Source organism: Ralstonia flaminis (genome assembly GCF_958415495.1).
Classification (GTDB): Bacteria; Pseudomonadota; Gammaproteobacteria; order Burkholderiales; family Burkholderiaceae; genus Ralstonia; species Ralstonia flaminis.
In genome coordinates this window covers 41,504-60,855 of sequence record NZ_CATZLL010000021.1, presented here as the reverse complement: position 1 = coordinate 60,855, position 19,352 = coordinate 41,504, and the positions used below count along the sequence as shown (strand labels likewise).

General features: G+C 65.7%; 19 protein-coding genes. 7 read left to right on the top strand and 12 right to left on the bottom strand.

What is annotated here, in order from left to right; all coding sequences use genetic code 11:
• Positions 1-5 precede the first annotated feature (5 nt).
• From R2N11_RS24720 to R2N11_RS24710, 3 genes are read right to left on the bottom strand one after another with little or no spacing between them, the layout of a single operon-like run.
• Complete coding sequence (locus tag R2N11_RS24720) at positions 6-1,319, bottom strand: sensor histidine kinase (RefSeq protein WP_316682740.1); 1,314 nt, start codon at positions 1,317-1,319, stop codon at positions 6-8.
• A complete protein-coding gene (locus tag R2N11_RS24715) occupies positions 1,316-2,056 on the bottom strand; it encodes a response regulator (protein WP_199026978.1) in 741 nt (246 codons plus the stop codon). The genes R2N11_RS24720 and R2N11_RS24715 overlap by 4 nt, the downstream gene beginning before the upstream one ends.
• The gene (locus tag R2N11_RS24710) at positions 2,053-2,247 is read right to left on the bottom strand and encodes a hypothetical protein (RefSeq protein WP_316682739.1); all 195 of its coding nucleotides are present in this window, start codon (positions 2,245-2,247) and stop codon (positions 2,053-2,055) included. The genes R2N11_RS24715 and R2N11_RS24710 overlap by 4 nt, the downstream gene beginning before the upstream one ends.
• A gap of 207 nt (positions 2,248-2,454) precedes the next feature.
• Here R2N11_RS24710 and R2N11_RS24705 point away from each other — a divergent pair, with 207 nt between their 5' ends.
• Entirely contained in the window at positions 2,455-3,156 is a 702-nt protein-coding gene (locus R2N11_RS24705) for a cytochrome c biogenesis CcdA family protein (RefSeq protein ID WP_316682738.1), read from the top strand.
• A gap of 32 nt (positions 3,157-3,188) precedes the next feature.
• On the opposite strand, the gene R2N11_RS24700 is transcribed toward R2N11_RS24705, so the two are convergent.
• Complete coding sequence (locus tag R2N11_RS24700; RefSeq protein WP_316682737.1) at positions 3,189-4,568, bottom strand: FAD-containing oxidoreductase; 1,380 nt, start codon at positions 4,566-4,568, stop codon at positions 3,189-3,191.
• Positions 4,569-4,744: 176 nt separating this feature from the next.
• Positions 4,745-5,173, bottom strand: coding sequence for a hypothetical protein (locus R2N11_RS24695; RefSeq protein WP_199026967.1), 429 nt, complete (start codon positions 5,171-5,173; stop codon positions 4,745-4,747).
• A gap of 203 nt (positions 5,174-5,376) precedes the next feature.
• Here R2N11_RS24695 and R2N11_RS24690 point away from each other — a divergent pair, with 203 nt between their 5' ends.
• Positions 5,377-5,886, top strand: coding sequence for a DUF1697 domain-containing protein (locus R2N11_RS24690; protein WP_199026964.1), 510 nt, complete (start codon positions 5,377-5,379; stop codon positions 5,884-5,886).
• A 1-nt stretch (position 5,887) separates the two neighbouring features.
• On the opposite strand, the gene R2N11_RS24685 is transcribed toward R2N11_RS24690, so the two are convergent.
• Together R2N11_RS24685 and R2N11_RS24680 are read right to left on the bottom strand one after the other, a co-directional pair.
• Entirely contained in the window at positions 5,888-7,021 is a 1,134-nt protein-coding gene (locus tag R2N11_RS24685; protein ID WP_199026961.1) for a helix-turn-helix transcriptional regulator, read from the bottom strand.
• 245 nt (positions 7,022-7,266) lie between these two features.
• The gene (locus tag R2N11_RS24680; RefSeq protein WP_316682736.1) at positions 7,267-8,403 is read right to left on the bottom strand and encodes a DJ-1/PfpI family protein; all 1,137 of its coding nucleotides are present in this window, start codon (positions 8,401-8,403) and stop codon (positions 7,267-7,269) included.
• A 200-nt stretch (positions 8,404-8,603) separates the two neighbouring features.
• On the opposite strand from R2N11_RS24680, the gene R2N11_RS24675 reads away from it, so the two are divergent.
• A complete protein-coding gene (locus R2N11_RS24675) occupies positions 8,604-9,605 on the top strand; it encodes a GlxA family transcriptional regulator (protein ID WP_316682735.1) in 1,002 nt (333 codons plus the stop codon).
• Between the two features lie 12 nt (positions 9,606-9,617).
• Here the strand turns inward: R2N11_RS24675 and R2N11_RS24670 are convergent, their stop codons facing one another.
• Together R2N11_RS24670 and R2N11_RS24665 are read right to left on the bottom strand one after the other, a co-directional pair.
• Complete coding sequence (locus R2N11_RS24670; RefSeq protein ID WP_199026956.1) at positions 9,618-10,469, bottom strand: c-type cytochrome; 852 nt, start codon at positions 10,467-10,469, stop codon at positions 9,618-9,620.
• Positions 10,470-10,553: 84 nt separating this feature from the next.
• Positions 10,554-11,891 carry an aminotransferase-like domain-containing protein gene (locus R2N11_RS24665; protein ID WP_316682734.1) on the bottom strand — a complete coding sequence of 446 codons (1,338 nt, stop codon included), beginning with the start codon at positions 11,889-11,891 and terminating at the stop codon, positions 10,554-10,556.
• Between the two features lie 119 nt (positions 11,892-12,010).
• Between R2N11_RS24665 and R2N11_RS24660 the strand changes: the two genes are divergently transcribed.
• The gene (locus R2N11_RS24660) at positions 12,011-12,613 is read left to right on the top strand and encodes a DJ-1/PfpI family protein (RefSeq protein WP_316682733.1); all 603 of its coding nucleotides are present in this window, start codon (positions 12,011-12,013) and stop codon (positions 12,611-12,613) included.
• Here R2N11_RS24660 and R2N11_RS24655 read toward each other — a convergent pair whose 3' ends face one another.
• Entirely contained in the window at positions 12,614-13,417 is an 804-nt protein-coding gene (locus R2N11_RS24655) for a 5'-methylthioadenosine/adenosylhomocysteine nucleosidase (protein WP_316682732.1), read from the bottom strand.
• Positions 13,418-13,505: 88 nt separating this feature from the next.
• Positions 13,506-14,192 (bottom strand): DJ-1/PfpI family protein, encoded by a 687-nt coding sequence (locus R2N11_RS24650; protein ID WP_199026944.1) that lies wholly within the window; start codon positions 14,190-14,192, stop codon positions 13,506-13,508.
• A 110-nt stretch (positions 14,193-14,302) separates the two neighbouring features.
• On the opposite strand from R2N11_RS24650, the gene R2N11_RS24645 reads away from it, so the two are divergent.
• Both R2N11_RS24645 and R2N11_RS24640 read left to right on the top strand, forming a co-directional pair.
• A complete protein-coding gene (locus R2N11_RS24645; RefSeq protein WP_199026941.1) occupies positions 14,303-15,238 on the top strand; it encodes a GlxA family transcriptional regulator in 936 nt (311 codons plus the stop codon).
• 199 nt (positions 15,239-15,437) lie between these two features.
• A complete protein-coding gene (locus R2N11_RS24640) occupies positions 15,438-16,670 on the top strand; it encodes a GGDEF domain-containing protein (RefSeq protein ID WP_199026938.1) in 1,233 nt (410 codons plus the stop codon).
• Positions 16,671-16,693: 23 nt separating this feature from the next.
• Here the strand turns inward: R2N11_RS24640 and R2N11_RS24635 are convergent, their stop codons facing one another.
• Positions 16,694-17,356, bottom strand: a complete 663-nt coding sequence (locus R2N11_RS24635; protein ID WP_316682731.1) for a helix-turn-helix transcriptional regulator — start codon at positions 17,354-17,356, stop codon at positions 16,694-16,696.
• Positions 17,357-17,526: 170 nt separating this feature from the next.
• On the opposite strand from R2N11_RS24635, the gene R2N11_RS24630 reads away from it, so the two are divergent.
• The gene (locus R2N11_RS24630; RefSeq protein WP_316682730.1) at positions 17,527-19,350 is read left to right on the top strand and encodes a bifunctional helix-turn-helix transcriptional regulator/alpha/beta hydrolase; all 1,824 of its coding nucleotides are present in this window, start codon (positions 17,527-17,529) and stop codon (positions 19,348-19,350) included.
• Positions 19,351-19,352: the final 2 nt, after the last annotated feature.

Here is a 19,352-nt window from a genome sequence, read left to right as displayed (position 1 = left end):
ATCACTCACGCAGGCAACGTCAGCGTTGCCTGCAGCCCGCCCCCTTGACGATTGGCCAGCGCCAGACGTCCACCCATGGCCTGCGCTAGTTGCTGCGCAATCGCCAAGCCCAGACCCGTACCGCCTGTGCCCCGGTTGCGTGACGTCTCCAGCCGGTAGAACGGCTGCATCACCCGCTCCAGTTCCGCCTCGGGAATGCCCGGGCCACGGTCCATCACCACGATGGCCAGGTTGCCGGACTCGCGCGATACTGCCACCTCCGCATCGCCGCCAAACTTGATGGCGTTGTCGATCAGGTTGGTCAGGATGCGCCGCAGCGCCTGCGGCCGGGTTTCAACGGGCGTACCGACCTTGCCCTCCACCATGATGGGCGTACCGCCGTCCCGGTAGTCGTAGCTCAGGCTGTCGAGCAGCGCGTCGATGTCCACGCGGGCGGGGGCTTCGGCACTGCCGTGCAGCGTGCGGGCGTAGGTCACGCCTTCGCACACGAGATGCTCCATTGCGCGCAGATCCTGCACCAGCCGCTCCTGCGTTTCAGACGGGTCCATCAGATCCAGCCGCAGGCGCATGCGGGTGATGGGCGTCTGCAGGTCATGCGAGATCGCCGCCAGGATCTGCACACGCTCGGCCAGATAGCCGGCAATGCGCTGCTGCATGGCGTTGAAGGCCGCCGCTGCGTGCGCCACCTCCACCGGACCGTGTTCTGGAATCGCTTCGCTCTTGAGATCGGGGCCGAGGCTTTCTGCAGCGGTGGCCAGCTGCTTGAGCGGGCGGGTGACCAGGCGCACGGCCAGCCACGCGCATCCGCCCAGCAACACGAGCTGCACACCCAGCAGCACCGGCAGCCAGGTCGACAGACCCATGGGATTCGGATGCACGTCGATCGTGAGCGGACTGCCATCGGTGAGTGTCAGGTGCACCTGGTACTGATTGCCGCCACCGGGCACTGCGTTGGCGGTGACGTTGTACCGGCCCTCCAGCGCGCGATCGATGGTGGCCACCGCCTCGCGGGACAAGGCGTCGCGCGGCGGCGTATCGCTGCGGATGCCGGCATCGAGCTCGTAGCGGTACGTGCGCCGGCTCAGTCGGTCTGCCCAAAGCTCGCGCTTGGTTGCGGGCAGCATGTCGAGCATAGCGACGGAACTGGCGACGTCGGTTTCCAGGTTGCCGAGCATCAGCCGGTCAGCCGCATCGGAGCGCTCATGCAAGACAAGGCTGAAGGCCAGCCCCTGCGCCAGTGCCAACCCCACCAGCAGGATGACCATCAGGCGCGCAAACAAGGTGCGCGGCCAGAGGTGCAAGGTGCGCAAGACTGTCATGCGCGCTCCTCGCGAATCTCCACCACCGAGGCGAACACGTATCCGCCATTGCGCACGGTCTTGATGTACTTGGGCTCGCGCGCGTCGTCGCCCAGGCGTTGCCGCAAGCGGCTCACCATCAGGTCGATGGAGCGCTCGAACAGCTCGGCATCGCGGCCTTGTGTGAGGTTGAGCAACTGGTCACGGCTGAGCACCCGCTGGGGGTGGTCGAGAAACACTCGCAGCAGCTTGTATTCCGCACCACTCAGGGCGACGACCACGTCCTGCGCGTCCAGCAGGTGCCGCGCCGTGGTATCGAGCCGCCAGTCGCCAAAGGCCAGCAGGGTAGCTGCCTCGGTGATCTGCAGGTTGGGCGGCAGCATGCGCGTGCGGCGCAGCACAGAGCGCACGCGGGCCAGCAGTTCACGTGCGGCAAACGGCTTCACAAGGTAGTCGTCAGCCCCCATCTCCAGGCCGAGAATGCGGTCGGCCTCTTCGTTGCGGGCGGTCAGCATGAGAATGGGCAGGTTCTTGCGCGGGCCGGCACGCAGGTCGCGGCACAGGGCCAGGCCGTCTTCACCGGGCAGCATGAGGTCGAGCACGATGAGGTCGACCGAGCCCTTGTCGAGTGCGGCACGCATTTCGCGTCCATTGGCGGCCAGCGTCACGCGCATCTCATTGCGCTCAAGGTAGGTGCCCACCAGCTCGCGGATCTCGCGGTCGTCGTCAACGATGAGGATGTGGTCGGGCTGGCTCATGGTTTGCGCTCGATGGGGGTGGGAAGCTGGGTCGGCAACGGGGTGGCGTGCCGGCGCCGGTCGGACTTGGTCAGCCGCCTGCCAACAATATTGGCCGGCCCGGGTGCCGCCCAGCGGCAAACGCCCGCACCACCCAGTTCACAGGTCAATGCGGAGAACGTCATGGTGGCAAGCAGCAGCAGATCCTTCATGGCAGGCATCCTTTCAGCAGGCGCACCGTAGCACCGACGGCAGGCGATGGACGCATTGTGCGGCGGTTTGCACGGCCTTTTGTATCGCTCTGTATCTGGCGGGCTCTTGAACAAGAAACATTGCACTTGCGCGGGCCGGCAGAAACCGCCGCGATACGTGTGGGGCATTCAATGCAGTCATCGGATCAACCAACCAGGAGACGCCCGATGATTGACCTCATTCTTGCCGCGCTGGCCGGCGTATTGACGATTGCATCGCCGTGTGTGCTGCCGGTGCTGCCCATGGTGCTGAGTGCGTCCAGCGACGAGTCCAGTGCGCTGCGCCCGGTGGCAATTGCGTTGGGCTTCGTGCTCGCGTTTTCTGCGCTGGGCGTGGCATTTGGCGCGCTCTCCAGCTCGCTTGCCTGGGCGCAGGACGCCATCCGCACCCTGGCGATTGTGATCCTGCTGCTGTCGGGGCTGGCCCGCCTGTGGCCCAGCGCGTTCGAGCAGCTCGTGGCGCCGCTGGGCGGCATCATCGATCGCTTTGCGGGGGTGGCATCCCGCACTGGCACTGGCTTGGCGGGCGGGTTCGTACTGGGCATGACGCTGGGCGTGGTCTGGACACCGTGTGCCGGCCCCACGCTGGCCGCCATCCTGGCGCTGGTGGCCAAGGCGCAGGACCTGGGCCGCGCCGGGGTGCTGCTTGCGCTGTTCTCTGCAGGCGCCGCGATTCCGTTGCTCGCCATCGCCTATGGCGGCCGCTATGTCACCGCGCAGGTCCGCAAGGTGTCGCGGTATGCACAGCGCCTGCAGCAGGTGTTTGGCGCGGCGGTCGTCGTCACGGCCATTGCAATGCTGTTCCAGGTCGACACGCTGGTGGTGGCGCGGCTGAGCACGGTGCTTCCGTCGATTCACCTGGGGGTGTGATGGGTGCGCCCTGTCTGCGTTCGGCTCGGGCGCTACACCACCGGCTGCATCTCCTGCAGCAGCGTCGGCACCAGTTCCGACACAGTCGGGTGGATATGCATGGCACGGCTGATGGTCGTGTACGGCGCCTTGGCGTACATCACATCGAGCAGCGCGTGCACGACCTCATCCCCCGTCACGCCCAGGATCGCCGCGCCGAGAATCTCGTGACTCTGCGCATCGACCACCACCCGCATAAAGCCTTGGCTCTCGCCTTTCTCCACCGCACGCCCAACGCGCGTCATGGGGCGGTTGCCGACCAGCAGCTTGCGGCCCGATTGCTTGGCCTCCGTCAACGTCATGCCAACGCGGCCAAGCGGCGGATCGATGTACATGGCGTACGCCTGAATGCGGTCTGACACCTTGCGCGGGTCACCATCGAGCAGGTTGGCCGCGACGATCTCGTAGTCGTTGTAAGACGTATGCGTGAACGCGCCGCGCCCGTTGCAATCGCCCAGGGCCCAGATGCCGGAGACGTTGGTGCGCAGTTGCTCGTCGACACGGATGTACCCGCGCGCATCGGTCTCAACACCGGCCTTGTCCAGGCCCAGATCATCGGTATTGGGCACACGCCCCACGGCCAGCAGCAGGTGCGAGCCCAACACGTCTCGCGCGCCGCCCGCGCAATCCAGCCCGACCACCACGTTGCCGGCTTCGCTGCGCACGCTCAGGCAGTTGGCGGCCACCTGCACGTCGATGCCCTCGGCTTCCAGAATCTCACGCACCGCCTGCGATACATCTTCGTCTTCACGGGCGATCAGGCGTGGGCCTTTCTCCACGATCGTCACGCGTGCGCCGAAGCGCCGATACATCTGGCCGAACTCCAACCCCACGTAACTGCCGCCGATTACGATCAGGTGCTCGGGCAGGAAGTCCACGTCCATCATGGTGGCGTTGGTGAGGCAAGGCACCTGGTCCAACCCCGGCATCGCGGGAACCAGCGCGCGCCCGCCAACGTTGATGAAGATGCGCTCGGCCTCCAGCAGAGCATTGCCGACACGCACGGTCTGCGCACTTTCAAAGCGTGCATGGCCCTCGAAGACAGTGCAGTGCTCAAGTCCGCGGACCCACTGTTCCACGCCCTGGCTGGAGCGCCCGGAAATCTCGTCCTTGCGTGCCTTCACGCGTGCCATGTCGACATTGACCGGCCCATCGATCATCACGCCGTACTCGGCAGCCCGCTGCGCAAGACGCGCGGCGTAAGCGCTGGCCACCAGTGTCTTGGTAGGAATGCAGCCCGTGTTGACGCACGTGCCGCCAAACCGCCCGCGCTCGATGATGGCAACCTGCATGCCGGCGCCGGACAACCGCGCGGCCAGCGCCGGGCCAGCTTGCCCGGTACCGATGATGATGGCGTCAAAGCGTTGCGTCATGGCGGTCTCCTGCGTGGCGACATCGATTGCCACGGTATGGTAGACCGCGCAGGCGTCAACGGCGACCCGGCGTCAGAGATGTGTCTTGGGAATGGGCACCGTCAGCCAGAACGGCTGATTGAAGGCAGGAAAATCTGGGCACCCGGGAGTGCGCACACCCCCAGGTGGACATCACATCAGTGGTGATGGTGATGCTTGCCGCGGCGGCGGCGGCCGTGGTCGTCATGGTCGGCGTACGAATTGCGCTGCACGTTGCCACCCAGTGCCGCGCCCGCACCGCCACCCAGGCCCGCGCCGACGATGCCGCCCGTGCGGCCGCCCATGGCGTTGCCCGCAGCAGCACCCACGCCGCCGCCCAGTGCGCCACCAACGATGGCGCCCTTGCGCTCGCGGCCGTTGGCCGTCAGTGCACCGCCGGCACCGCCGCCAATCGCACCGCCAATCACCGAACCCGTCTGGCCGCCAAGCGCGCCGCCCACGGCAGCGCCACCTGCGCCGCCCAATGCGCCACCGAGCGCATTGCGCAAATCATCGGCCGCTGCCGGCAAGGCCGTCAGACCGGCGAGTGCGGCAACGATCAACGTTGGGGCAATCTTCTTCCACATGCTGGGTTCTCCTTGTTTGCACATGCTCAAATGCAGGATGCGCCACACCCCCGTTGGCAGGCCGCACCTGGATCAATCGATTCGCGGCGCAGAATACCGGGCGTGCGACGGCCCGGGTTATACATTCCCGTCACACCAGTAACAAAATGTACGCAACCGTTGCGTTGGTAAGTTGACCGACAGAATCAGGAGATACCTCCCCCATGCCGACTTATGTCGCCTTCCTGCGGGCCGTGAATGTTGGCGGTACCGGCAAGCTGCCCATGGCCGACCTTCGCGCCATGTGCGAATCCGTTGGCCTGACCAACGTGCGCACCTATATTGCAAGCGGCAATGTGGTCTTTCAGAGCCGGCTTTCTGAAGCCTCGGTCAAGGCCAAGCTGGAGCGCTGCCTGGAGGACTACGCCGGCAAGCCCGTGGGTGTGCTCGTGCGCACGGGTGCGGAATTGGCCGCGGTGCTGGAGGGCAATCCGTTCAAGGCCCAGGCCGCCAATCGGACAGTCGCCATCTTTCTGGATGGCCCCCCGCCCGCCGATACGCTGGTCGCCATGAGCGGCCGGCAGGAAGAGGAAGTCGCCCTTGGCGCACGTGAGATCTACGTGCACTACGGCGACGGCATGGCGCACTCCAAGCTGAAGATTCCCGCCGCCAAGACGGGCACCGCGCGCAATATGAATACGGTTGCCACGCTGGTTGCGTGGGCGGCGCAATAGATCAGGAAGCCGAGCGATCCGCGCGCGGCATGTCGACCGCGGCAAACAGTGCAACCACCTCAGCAATGCGGCGGGAGCCCGTCTTCGCCAGGATCGCCTTGATCTGGCTGCGTACGGTGCTGATCCGCACGCCGCTTCTCTCGGCATGCTCGCCAGGCGTCAAGCCTTCGATCATCGCCGCCAGCGTTGCCATCTCTGCATGCGTCAGATCGTAGGGCCGATGCGCAGAACGTGGCCACGTCGATCGGTAGAAGGGGCATCGCAACAGAACCATGGCCATCGGCTGGGGGCGCATGACATCGGCTGCGAGGTGCGGCTGCAAGGGCACGACGTGCATCTCGATGGCGACCCGACCGTCCTCGTCTGTCATGTACAGCGGCACAGGATCGACCTTCGGCACGCTATCGCAGGCCGCTCTCACCCGTCGCACCAGTAGCGTTGCCAGCGCCGCAACAGTGCAGCCCAGGCGGTTCCCCCTCACAAGCAGCCCTGTCGACTGGTTCAATAGGGCCTCAGCGGCAAGGTTGGCGTAGTGGATGCTCATGCCCTCGTCCACGATCACCACGCCGCGTGGCAGCGCAGCGAGCGCCCCGCTCGACAGCGCTGCACTGTCTTGCCCGCGCGTAGCCACGTCCTTCACGCGAAATACGTTCGGCAAATGGTGCAGAACCCGCTGGAGTTCACGCACGGTGTGCTGCTCATACGGCCGGTGGCCGACCGGACGATGCACCGCCAGAATCAGGCGCCGATTGCCGTCGAACAGCGTGCCGCCGCATGAGTATCGGAGCCCCTCTGGGAGGTAAAAATCCTGGTAGTACTCGCTGCGCGCCACGACGTTGCTCGACACGTAGCGGTGCATGGGGTACATCCTGCCGGCCGGCTGGCGCAGCAACACCCCGCGCGCGAGATCAAGGCTGTGATAGTGCTTCGCGTAGTCGTCCGCCCAGCTGGTGCTGTAGCCAACGAAGCGGTACTCGAGAAAGCCTTCCGTGACCGCGTCATGCACGAAACAGTTGGCGGCGCGCGCATCGGCCAAGTGCCGCAATGCTTCCAGCGCAGTACTCCACGCCTTCGGATCGACTGCGGCGGAATACAGCGCCGCAATGACGTTGTCGGCCGAACGTTCGGATGCCATGCTGATCTTCCCCTTCCTCGTGACAGCGCCGCGCACACCGATGCTGCGCAAGGCTCCAGCAATCGCTGGCCCTACGCTGCACGCTCGGTGTCATACCGCCATGTTTGGCAGAAGTCTTGCATCCGGGCTATCCCCAAATTTGGGGAGATGTGGCCTGACAGCATCACGAACCAGCGTTGGAAAACGTTTGCAGGTCGACTCCCGGTCCGATTGCCGGCCCGATACGCGGCATCCTCAATCCGGGCCTAGGGTCGTGGCGGTACATGACGCGCTGCACTACGCATCGGATATTCCATCTGAAGCGCAACGAACGCTGCGGTATCGCCACCGTGGTGCTGGGCGATGTCATCGAGTGCCATGTCCAGCGCAACCACGGCGCGAGGCAGTCGCGGTGTGTCGGATAGCAGCGGTAGCGCATTTGCTGCCGCTCCCACCCGGTCAGGAAGAAACACCAGGCCGCTGCCCATGCGCACGCCGCCCGAGGTGCCCGCCGTTGCCAGCACGCGCGTGAAATAGATACGGGCATGGGCATCGGCCACCAGCGCCAGGGCAACGTCATCACCACCGGGTTGCAGGGCAGCGCCGAGCGTTTCGCGCCGCCACAGCGACAGCATGTTGCTGGCCGCCGTGTACAGGTGCCGTGGGCTCAACCTGAAGCCTGCGCTTGCGTGTTCAGCTGACCAATCCGGCGCACCGATGGCACCTGCCACAGCACGGGCGCGCTCTACCCCGCCAATCGTCTGGATCAACGCCAGTGTGACGGGCACCGAGGCGCTCACGCCAGTCGTCGTCACAACACGGCCATCGGCCACGTAACGGTGGCCGGACACCCAGTGCGTCTGCGGAAACTGCCTGGCCAGCGCATCGCGCGCATACCAGTGAGAAGTCGCGCGGCGGCCCGCCAGCAGGCCGGCACGCGCAAGCACCCATGCACCGTCACATACGCCGATCACCGTCGCGCCCTTGGCCCATTGCTGGCGCACCCAGGCCAGCAGACGCGGATCGTCATCCTCATGCACGGCCGGCACCACCACGTAGTCCGCGCCATCGGGAAAACGCGCGTCGAATGCGTCGATGGTGGAATCGGGTTCCACACGAAACGCGGGAAACATCTGGATCGGCCCCGGCTGCGTGCCGAGGGCAACCACATCCGCCACCTCAGCACGCTTGAGCACGCCATAGGGGACCACGAAATCGGTCAGCTCCGTATTGGCGTTATGCCCGACCACGGCCACGAGCGGCCGGGCGCGCCACGGGTGCGCATGGTTGGCGGGAATCTCAGACTGCGCGACGGATGCATCCGCATGATGCACGGCAGCGGGCACACCACCTGGGTCCTGATGCACCTGCAATGCAAAGCAGCCAGCCAGGCCGACAGCCATGGCGCACACGCTCCAGCCGGCGAGCAAAACGCGCCGCACGATCAACGCCCCTCCCGGGCAAGCAGGCAGTTGAACGTTGAAAAGAAAGCCAGGTTCATGGTCAGACGTGTGCGCAGTCTTGGGGAAATCCAGCGTAGCTTGACGCTCCCATTGGCAGCAATGACAATGATTTGTCGATTTCTGCCAACACTGCTCCAGCCATGCCACGCGCACCCACTGTGCCCCGGTCCGATGCAAACCGCCGCCCGACGGGCCCGCGCGTAGTCGCGCTGGTCGCCTACCCAGCGGTGCAGATGCTGGACGTAGCAGGCCCCGCCGATGTGTTTACCATGGCGAATGCCTTCAACGTGGAGCCTGCCTACCGCGTCGTGCCGGTCTCGTCGCAGGGCGGGCTGGTGCGGGCGTCGAATGGCATTGCCATCGATACGGAATCGACCGCCTCGCTGGCATCGACCGCCATCGACACGCTGATCGTTGCCGGTGGCGAACGCGAGGGCTTGCTGGCAACAGGCGCCGATACCGCCTTGGCGCAGTGGGCGCGCGAGGTGTGCGCCTCGGCGCGGCGGTTCGGGTCGGTCTGCACCGGCGCATTCGTGCTGGCGCACTGGGGCCTGCTCGATGCACACCGCGCCACCACGCACTGGGCATCCGCACACTTGCTCGCGCAGGTCTTTGCCAACGTTGCGGTCGAGCCCGATGCGCTTTACGTACAGGACGGCAAGGCGTGGACGTCAGGCGGTGTCACGGCGGGCATCGACATGTGCCTGTCGATGGTCGAGCAGGACCTTGGCCGCTGGGTGGCGGCGCGGGTGGCCAAGCAGTTGATTCTTGCTGTGCGGCGCATGGGCAATCAGTCGCAGTACTCGCTGGCGCTGGAAACCCAGTCCGGGCAGTACGCCGCGCTGGTCGACTGGCTGCGCACGCGCCTGCGCGAACCGATCGACGTCGAGCAGATGGCAGCGGCGGCCGGTGAGGCGCCCCGCACCTTCCACCGCCGCTTCACGCGCGAAACCGGCATGACGCCACGCGCCTTTCTGGAAACGCTGCGGCTGCAGGCCGCCCGCGCACATCTGGAAGCGGGCGACTCCGTCAAGCGCGCCGCCCGCGATGCCGGCTTTGGTTCGGAGGCACATCTGGCCAAGGCGTTTCGCCGCCGGTTTGATCTCACGCCATCGCAATACCAGGCGCAGTTCGGGCACTAACGCCAAAGCACATCAATGCGGGGCTGCCACCTTGTGATGCGCCATATGGTGGAAGTAGGCCAGCAGGTCATTGAGCTGTGCCTCGGACAGCGTCTTCTCATCAATGGACGACATGCGCGCATTCGGCCACCAGCGCAGCGACTGCGGATCACGAATGAGGTGGCGCAGCTTCTCGTCACCGAGATACTCGACCGGGCTGTATGGCACGTTCAGGTCGGGCCCCAGCGTGGCGTCGCCCGCGCGGTTGAGCGTGTGGCAAGAGAAGCAAACGCGCTGAAAAGTGGCGAAGCCACGCATGACAGGGCCATCGGCAGGCAGCCCGGCTGCGGGCCGGATGGCCGCAAAGCGCTCCTGCGGCTGCGCAGCCACGTCAATGCGCACGATGTTGTACGTCCACAGGCTTTCGTTCACCACGGAGGCCTTGGCCGGCGGCGCCGTCCAGATCAGGCGGAACGGCCCAATGTCCTGGCCCTTGAGCGTTGGCCAGGGAGTGTCCGGGTCTTCCACGGCGAGCCAGGCGCGCGGCCCGTCGGCGCGGTCAGCCAGCAGCAGACGCATCGGCAGATGCGATACATAGCCGTCGCTGGCGACGGTGGTGGCACTGGCGTCTGGGCTGGTCGGCTGGCCTTTGAAGAATTCAGTCACGGGAACGGCCTTGAAGGTCAGGCGGCGCTTCAGGTTTTCGTCTTCCACGGTGACGTCGATCAGGCGCGGGTTGTGCAGCAGTGCCTCGCGCGTCCACATGCGCGGCTGCCCGCCAACGGCAACCGTCAACGTAGCAAACTCGGCAGCGTGCGCCGTGCCGCTCAGCGTTGCGCAGGCGCAGATTGCCCATCCTGCCAGTGTCACAAGCCAGTGCTTCATACGTTCTCCCATCGGTAAAGCGGTCGGATGTCGTTGTTGGGGTGTGAGTGTATTCAAGCTGACAGACGTTAGGGGGAGCCACCTTCATCGGTCGACCTGTTCCTCAACGCGCTGCCGGACGACCTGCAGCACGGCCGGCAACCGGTCAAGCGCCACAGAGCCCAGCGCCAGGCGCAACGCGTGCGGCACCTGCTTCGATGTTGCGAAGGGCTCCGCCGTGGATACGGAGATCCCGTCTGCCTGTAAGACTGCTGCCACGTGGTCTGCCCGCACTTCCGGCGGCAAGACAAGCCAGACGAAATACGACACCGGATGGCTGATGAGCGTCAGCCCGGCCAAGGCCTTGCGTGCGATGGCCTGACGTTCGATTGCGTCGCGCCGCTTCTCGGCTTCCAGGCGGGTGACCGTGCCGTCGCCCAGCCACGCACACGCCAGGGCCGTGATGATGGCAGGCGTGTTCCAGGTGGTGGCGCGAATGGCGCGTTCGAGCTTGTGCACCCAGGCCGCCGGCGCCGCAACAAAACCAAAGCGCAGGCCTGTCGCCACGTTCTTGGAGAGGCCCGACACATAGACCGTCGCCTCCGGCGCAAGCGCTGCCAATGGCGTGGGCGCATCGTCTGCGAGGAATGCGTAGGCGGCATCCTCAATCGCAATCAACCCGTGTCGACGCACGATGGCGACCAGCCGGCGCCGCCAGGCGATACCGCTGACCCAGCCGAGCGGATTGTGCAGCGTGGGCATGATATAGACGGCGCGAACACGGCGGCGCGTGCACAAGCGCTCCAACACGTCCAGATCCATGCCCTGCCCTGCTGCGGGAACCGGCGCCAGCTCCAGATGCAGCATCTCGGCCAGCACCTTGAAGCCGGGGTACGTCAACGCGTCCACGGCCACCACGTCACCCGGTTTCAACAATGCTGCGGCTGTCACGGCCAGCCCGTGCTGCGCACCATCAACGACCAGCACATTGTCGGGCGCAACCGTCAGGCCACGGAGCGCCAAGTGCCGCACAACACAGGAACGCTCGTGCGGCCGACCACCATGCGGGGCATAACGCAGCAGTGCTTCAAGATCGCCCTGGGCTGCAAGCTGCCGCAGCGCACGGCTCAGCAACTGGGCCTGCCCCGGCAGTGACGGGTAGTTGAAGTTCAGATCCACCACCCCCGCCGCCACGGCCTGCTGGTCGACCCCCAGGCCACGCGGCAGTGCGGCTTCGCGCACGAAGGTGCCGCGGCCCACCTCGCCGCTCACCAGTCCCATCGCTTCAAGTTCCGCATATACGCGCGTGGCCGTGACCAGCGCAATGCCGTGGTGCGCGGCCAGCCGACGGTGCGTAGGCAAGCGCGTGCCGGGCGGCAGCTCACCAGAGCGGATCTGCGCGGCCAGTGCATCGACCAATGGCTGATAGCGGGCTTGCGTCATTGCGGGGGACCGGGCGTACGGATGTATTAATGACAATTTTTTGATTGTATTGCCATTGCACCCTAGCATGCCCCACATCCCCACCCAACTGGGCTCCGACCAGCACATCCAGGACTGCCATGCACATCGCCATCCTCACCTTTGACGGATTCAACGAGCTGGACTCGCTCATCGCCCTGGGCGTGCTCAACCGCATCAAGAAGCCCAATTGGCGTGTGACGCTGTGCTGCCCGCAAGCGGAGGTCACGTCAATGAACGGTGTGACGATCCATGCGCAATCGTTGCTGGAAGCGGCGCGTACTGCGGACGCTGTCCTCGTCGGCAGCGGCGTGCGCACGCGTGAGGTCGTCGCTGATACGGCGCTGATGGCGCGCCTGGCGCTCGACCCCGCGCGTCAGCTGATCGGCGCACAGTGTTCCGGCACGTTGGTCCTCGCCAAGCTGGGGCTGGTCGGCAACGTGCCGGCATGCACGGATCTGACCACCAAACCCTGGGTGCAGGAAGCAGGGGTAGAAGTGCTGAACCAGCCGTTCTATGCGAATGGCAATGTGGCGACGGCAGGCGGGTGTTTTGCTTCACCGTACCTGGCGGCGTGGGTCATTGCACGCACCGAAGGCCTGGAAGCCGCCACCGAAGCGCTGCACTACGTGGCACCTGTGGGTGAGAAAGAGGCGTATGTGGAAAACGCCCTGAAGCACCTCGTACCGTACCTGCAGGGGTAATCAAGCAGCCTGTGCTGCCCCTGACAGCCATTGGCGCAGAATGGCCACGCTGTAGCGCGAATCCACTTCCGCAATGAACTGTGCGAAGTCCACGCTGGCCGCATCGTCTGCGCGGTCAGAGATCGTGCGGATGGCGGCAAACGGTACGCCCCACTCGTGGCAGATCTGCGCCACTGCGGCGCCTTCCATTTCAACGGCTAGCGCGTCAGGCAATGCTGCCCGCAGCGTCGCGCTTTCGGCCGAGGTGGAAACGAAACGGTCTCCACTGATGATGAGACCGGCGTGGGCCTGCGGCGCGGCAATACCGAACGCCTCCATGACCGGCTGCCCCAGCAGCCCAAGCGGATCGGCCAGCACAGCCCGGGCGCTTTCGAGCAGCCCCTGCGCCAGCGCCGCATCGGCCTGAAAGCGCGCGACGCCCGTCAGCGGAATCTCCCAGCGCGGGAACAGCGGCGAGGCATCCACATCGTGCTGCAGCAGTTCGGACGACACCACCACATCGCCCACCGCCACCCCCGGCGCCAACGCACCGGCCACGCCAGCAAACACCACAGCCCGCACACCAAACTGCGCGACCAACAGGGTTGCCGTGGACGCCGCGGCCACCTTGCCAACGCGCGACAGCACCACAACAACCGCCTGGCCATCCAGCTCGCCCGTCCAGAAATCGCGGCTGCCGATGTGCACGGCGCGCGCACCGGACAGCAGCGTCAGCAGCTCGTTGATCTCTTCATGCAGGGCGGCCACGATGCCGATGGGGCCACCGGAGCTGCTGGCGTTCTGATTGGGGGACGGAGTGTTCATGTGCGGTTCGGTGCGCCGATCCTGGCGGCAATGACATCGGGAAAGGACGCCATTGTCGCCGTAATCTCTGCGCGCGCACCGCGCACATTCAAAGCAGTTGTGCCGCCTTCTGCACCGCAGCGTGGCGATCCGCGCGCAGGTTGTCCAGCCGTGCCTTCACGGCCGTGAGGACTTGCGGCGCAGCCAGCTCGGGGCGCCCGCACTCGAACGGCGGCGCCGGTGCGTACTCGATGCCGAGCTGCACCGATTGCGCATACTCAGCACCCGCAATGTCGGCCATGACGGTGAGCGCCATGTCGATGCCCGCCGTTACGCCGCCGCCGGTGATGAGGTTGCCGTCACGCACCACGCGGTGCTCGTCAACGATGGCGCCGAAGGGCGGCAGCAGATCACGCCACGCCCAATGGCAGCCCGCACGCTTGCCGCGCAGCAAGCCGGCGGCACCAAGCACGAGCGACCCGCTGCACACCGAGGTGACATAACGCGCGCCGTCCGCCAGCCGGCGCACTTCACGCACGAAGTCGGCATCGGCCATGGCTTCGATCACGCCAAAGCCGCCGGGTACGCAAATGAGATCGGCACGTTCAATGTCAGCCAGACGCTGCACGTTCGTGATGGTGAGGCCGCCATCTGCGCGGATCTCTCCGCCACGCGCCGAAGCCATCACGCACTGCGCGCCGGGCAGGCGCCAGAACACCTCGTTGGGGCCGGTGAAATCCAGCTGGGTCACGCGGTCGAACAAGGCAAACACAACGATGAAGGGGGAAGCACTCATGGCACGAATCTCCTGTTGGGTAGGTTGACGTTGCGTAGCATCGCGCTCTATCGTGTTGGCAGCAATGTCATGCTTCCCGCATTTACTGCCATCCGCGCCTACCCACCGCCATGTCCCATCGCATTGCCGTTCTTGTGTTTCCTGACTTCCAGGTGCTCGATGCCGCCGGGCCAGTGGCCGCATTTGAGGTGGCCAGCCGCTACCGCGATGGCCACTACGCGCTGCGGGTCGTGGCCGCACAGCCCGGCCTGGTGCGCAGTTCATCCGGTGCACTCTGGGCGGCCGAGGCCCTACCGCCCGCCAGCCAGGTCGACACCCTGCTCGTGGTCGGCGGCGATGGGGTGGACGCCGCCATGCTGGATGCTCGCACGCGCCGTTTCGTGCAGCGCTGCACGGCGCGTGGCGCGCGCGTGGCCAGCGTGTGCTCGGGCAGCCTGCTGCTGGCCTCCACAGGTGTACTGAACGGGCGGCGCGCTACCACGCACTGGTGCCGTAGCGAGCAGTTCGCACGAGACTTCCCGCAGGTGCAGCTGGAGGCCGACCACATCTACGTGAACGACGGCCGCTTCTGGACCAGCGCGGGCATCAGCGCCGGCATCGACCTCGCACTCGCGGTGATTGCCGATGACTTGGGCGAGCGCGTGGCGCGCGCGGTGGCACGGCAGTTGGTCGTCTATTACCGTCGCCCCGGCGGGCAATCGCAGTTCTCAGCGCTCAACGAAATGGACTCCGCGCGCGGCCGCTTCAAACCCCTGCTGGATCACGTGCGCCGCAACCTGGGTGCGCCCCACCGCGTGGGCGACCTGGCCGAACACGCCTGCATGAGCCCGCGCCACTTCGCACGCGCCTTCCAGGCCGAGATCGGTCTCACACCTGCCAAGGCCGTCGAGAAGCTGCGCGTGGAGGCTGCCCGCGCCGCGCTGGAGAGCGGCGCCACGTCCATGCAGCGCGTGGCGACCGAATGCGGATTTGGCGATACGGAACGGATGCGCCGCAGCTTTCAGCGTTTGCTGGGCATGCCGCCGTCGGTGCTGCGAGCGCGGTAGCCCCGTCTGAAGCGAGAAGAAAGTAAATCAAACATCAGATTTAAGTAATTTTAAATTGAAAACAATCGCAAACTCCCCCTGACGGCAGGGTGTGCGCGATGCATGCCGCTCCCTACGATCCGGTACCAGTCAACTTAACCGGCTGTGGCCCTCTCACTCATCCGCCCCAGCCCGCACGGGAACCCGTACGAGCGCCCGCATGCCGATCCCGATCGACCTCCGCACTGTCACCCTCATCGCCGTCATCACGGTCGGGTTGATGGCGGTCGTCCAGTTCTCGGTCTATCGCGGTTTTCCACGCTTCATCCGCGGGTTGGGTGCGTGGGCACTGGGTTCAGCGGTGCTGTTTGTGGCGGGCTGCCTGCTGATGCTGCGCAGCTATCTGCCGGAGTGGGCATCACTGGTGGGTGGCAACGCCATGCTGCTGGTGGGCTTCTGCCTGTGGCTGTTCGGCATCCAGGCGTTCTATGGCCGCCCGCTGCGCTGGCGCCTGCTGTGTGCCCTGGTGGTGGCCGGCTCTGCGGGCATTGCCTGGTGGTCGCTCGTGCAGCCCGATTACATGGCGCGGCTGGCTTGCATCACGTTCGTCCTGAGCGTGTTCTATGGCGCGCAGCTGGTGCTGGTCGTACGCCATGGCCAGCGCCATTTCAATACGTGGTTCCTGGCGGTGGCGCTGGTGATCCAGCTTCTGATCGTCGCGGTCCGCTGCGTGACTGCGCTGTTGCCCGACCGGGTGGCCGAGACGGATCTCTACGCCGTCACGCCGTTTCAGATCGCCTATCTGGCCAGCTACAGCATGACGGCATTGATCCTGACCGTCGGTTTTATCATGGCGGCCACGTGCCGCCTGCAAACCGAGCTGGAACAACGCTCTTCCATCGACCCACTGACCGGCCTGCTCAATCGCCGCGCATTTGCCTGCGTTCATGAGCGGCAACGCGCGGCCGCCGCGCGCTCTGGCCTGCCAATCGCCCTGCTGTTGGTCGATCTGGACCAATTCAAATCAATCAACGACCACTACGGGCACAGCGTGGGCGACCAGGTGCTGCTCGACTTCTGCCGCAGCGCGGCCAACGCCATTCCACCCGACACGCCGCTGGCCCGCATTGGCGGTGAAGAGTTTGCGATCCTGCTGACGGGTGTCGATATGGCCAGCGCCCATGCACAGGCCGAAGCGGTGCGCTGCGCGATCCTGCACCACGTCGGCCCGGGCATCCCGCCGTACACGTGCAGCATTGGTGTGGCCGGCACCGGCGGCGCAGACTGTACGCTCGATGCCTTGATGCTTGTTGCGGACAAAGCGCTGTACGCCGCCAAAAAAGACGGGCGCAACCGCGTGAAGACTGCGCAGGTGGGCGAGTACAAACCTCAGCCGGTGCCGCAAGCGCTGGCAACTGCGGAACCAGCTTACGCAGCAGCGCCCCCCGCCTGACGGCACGCCAGCCAACCTCTGCGCTACGCCAGCACCGCCAGCTTCACCAGATCCACGATCCGGTTGCAGTGCATCTTCCCCTTCATGCTGGTGATGTGTGATCGCACGGTGTGCTCCGACACGCCGTTCTGTGCAGCAAATTCTGACGGTGCCAAACCCGCCACCAGCCCTGCCAGCACCTTCGCCTCGGTTTTCGTGATCTGGAACGCGGTGATCAGGTTGTCGGCATCGGCCTGCTTGCGCGCGCTGTTGCGGCGCATCCGCACGAACACGAGCGCCGCGTCCGACGGAAACAGTTGCGGATTGGCGGGGGCCATGTCCAGGCTCAGGGTCTCGCCCCAGGCAAGCGAAACCGTCATCTTTGCGCGACATCCGGTGTGCAAGGTGGTCGCCATCACCTTGGCCAGGTGATCCAGCACGGATTGGCTCGGGTGCCAGAGCCTGTCGTGCCGAACCCGCAGGCCACACCGGTTGTCGAGCAGTGCCCTGGCCAATGCGGATGCATGCACGACCGCGCCGCCTTCCGACAACAGCAGCACCGCCTCATCCATCGCAGAAAACGCGTCTTCCAGCAGACGGAGCATGTGCGTGACGGGCGAATCGCCCCACGCCGCGGGCATCGGCCAACCACTGCGCGGCAGCGCGTGAGAGCTGGGCGTGGCACCGCCCCTCAGCAGATCCGTCATGTGGCCTCCCCAGACCCAGTCGTGCATTCCTGTGCATTCCGTCGAGGCTCATGGTGGATGGTGCGCGATCGAGATGCATCACCCGTTCGGGGTATGCGTTGCCTGCCTGGGCCGTGTCATGATCGGCCCCGGTATTGCTCGGTTCAGGTCATGCCACGCAGGAGGCGCCGATGCGCGAGACAGTGGACATTCCGGCGGAAACGCTCTCCAGGCTCATTGGCCTGATCTACGGCGCCGCCAGCGACGACGACCTATGGCCCAGCCTGCTGCAGGCCATGGCCGACTTCCTGATGCAGGCCGGCGCGCAGGACGCACGGCTGGTCTCGACCGCAGAGACCGACGCCATCGTCGCCAGCTGGTTTGGCGACACCAGCAGCCCGCTGCCAAGCACTGCCAGCGCGGCGGAACAGCAGGTGTTCCAACTGCTCGCGCCGCATTTCGTGCGCGCGTGGGACATGCGCCAGACCCAGGCCGACGCAGAAACGCATCGCCAGATCAGTGACTCCGTATTGGACCGCCTGCCGGTGGGTGTGGCGCTGGTGGAAAACACCGGCGCCGTGGTCAGCATGAACCGCGCGCTGCGGCTCATCCTGGACAACAACGACGGTCTGGTGCTCGTTGCCGGGCGCATGGAATCCCGCCCAAGAAAACTGCTGGAAGATGCGCTGCGCGAAGTGACCTCGGCCACTGCGCACCCAGGCACCCGCACGGCGTTCCGCCTGGAGCAGGCTGCTGGGCCGCTGTCTGTACTCGTAAGCAAGCTGCAGCCGACCAACGAGACCACCCCGCTGGCGATGCTGTGGGTGGCAAGCGCCGATGTGCCGCTGGTGCCGGAGGGTGGCCTGCGCGAACTGTTCGGCCTGACCGCCGCAGAAGCGCGGCTTGCCCAGCGGCTGGTGCGCGGGCTGACGCTGGAGGAATCCGCGCAGGATCTGGGCACCACCACCAACACCGCAAAGACGCAGCTGAAGGCCATCTTTGCCAAGGTGGGTGTACGCCGCCAGCCGGAGTTGGTGCAGGCGATCTGGTCAACACCGCTGTGGCTCGACCAGGGCGGCGGCCAACCCAACCGCTTGCCGCTGGGCAAACACGCCACACCCGCGCCCCGCACCTCTGCAGGAGACGGCCGCATGGTCCTGCCCGATGGCCGCGCGCTGGCGTGGTCAGACAGCGGGGACCCGGATGGGCTGCCCGTGATCCAGATGCACGGCTTGTCTTGCTCGCGGCACTTGCGGCATCCGGACGATGCGTTGCTGCGGGAGGCATCGATCCGCCTCATCATTCCCGAGCGCCCGGGCACCGGCGACTCCGACCCGATGCCCGGGCGCAAGGTGGCCGACTGGCCGGCTGACGTACGGGCGCTGGCCAATCACCTCAAGCTTGATCGCTTTGCCGTGCTGGGGTACTCCGCCGGCATGCCCTACGCATTTGCCACCGCACAGGCGATGCCTGAACGCGTGAGCGCCATGTTCATTGTGGCGGCCACGCCCCCAATCGAACGCGTGGACGACATCAAGGCCTACTCGGCGCACTTTCGCATGGCGCTCATGGTGGCGCGCTACATGCCGAACCTGCTGCCGCCGCTGCTGCATGTGGTGGTGCGCAGCATTCGCAAGGATGTCTACCGCTATATCGAATCCATCCTGAAAGCCATGCCGGAAGTGGACCAGCAAGTCTTTCGGCAAGCCGCGTTTCGCGAGAACTACGCGCAGGAGCTGCTGGCCGGCGTCAAACACGGCGGCCAGCACTTCGTGATCGAGACGCTACTGAACGTGCATGGCTGGCAGGTCGACGGCCACCGCTTTGCGATGCCGGTTGAGTTCTTTCACGGCGCACTGGATTGGCACGTGTCCATCAACGCAGCACGCGCGCTGGTCCGGCGCATTCCGGGGGCACAGCTGCACGAAGTGGAGGATGGCGGCCACTTCTTGATCTACTCACATTGGCGGAACATCCTGCACACCATGCGGGAGCGGCTGTCCTGCATCGCCTGACG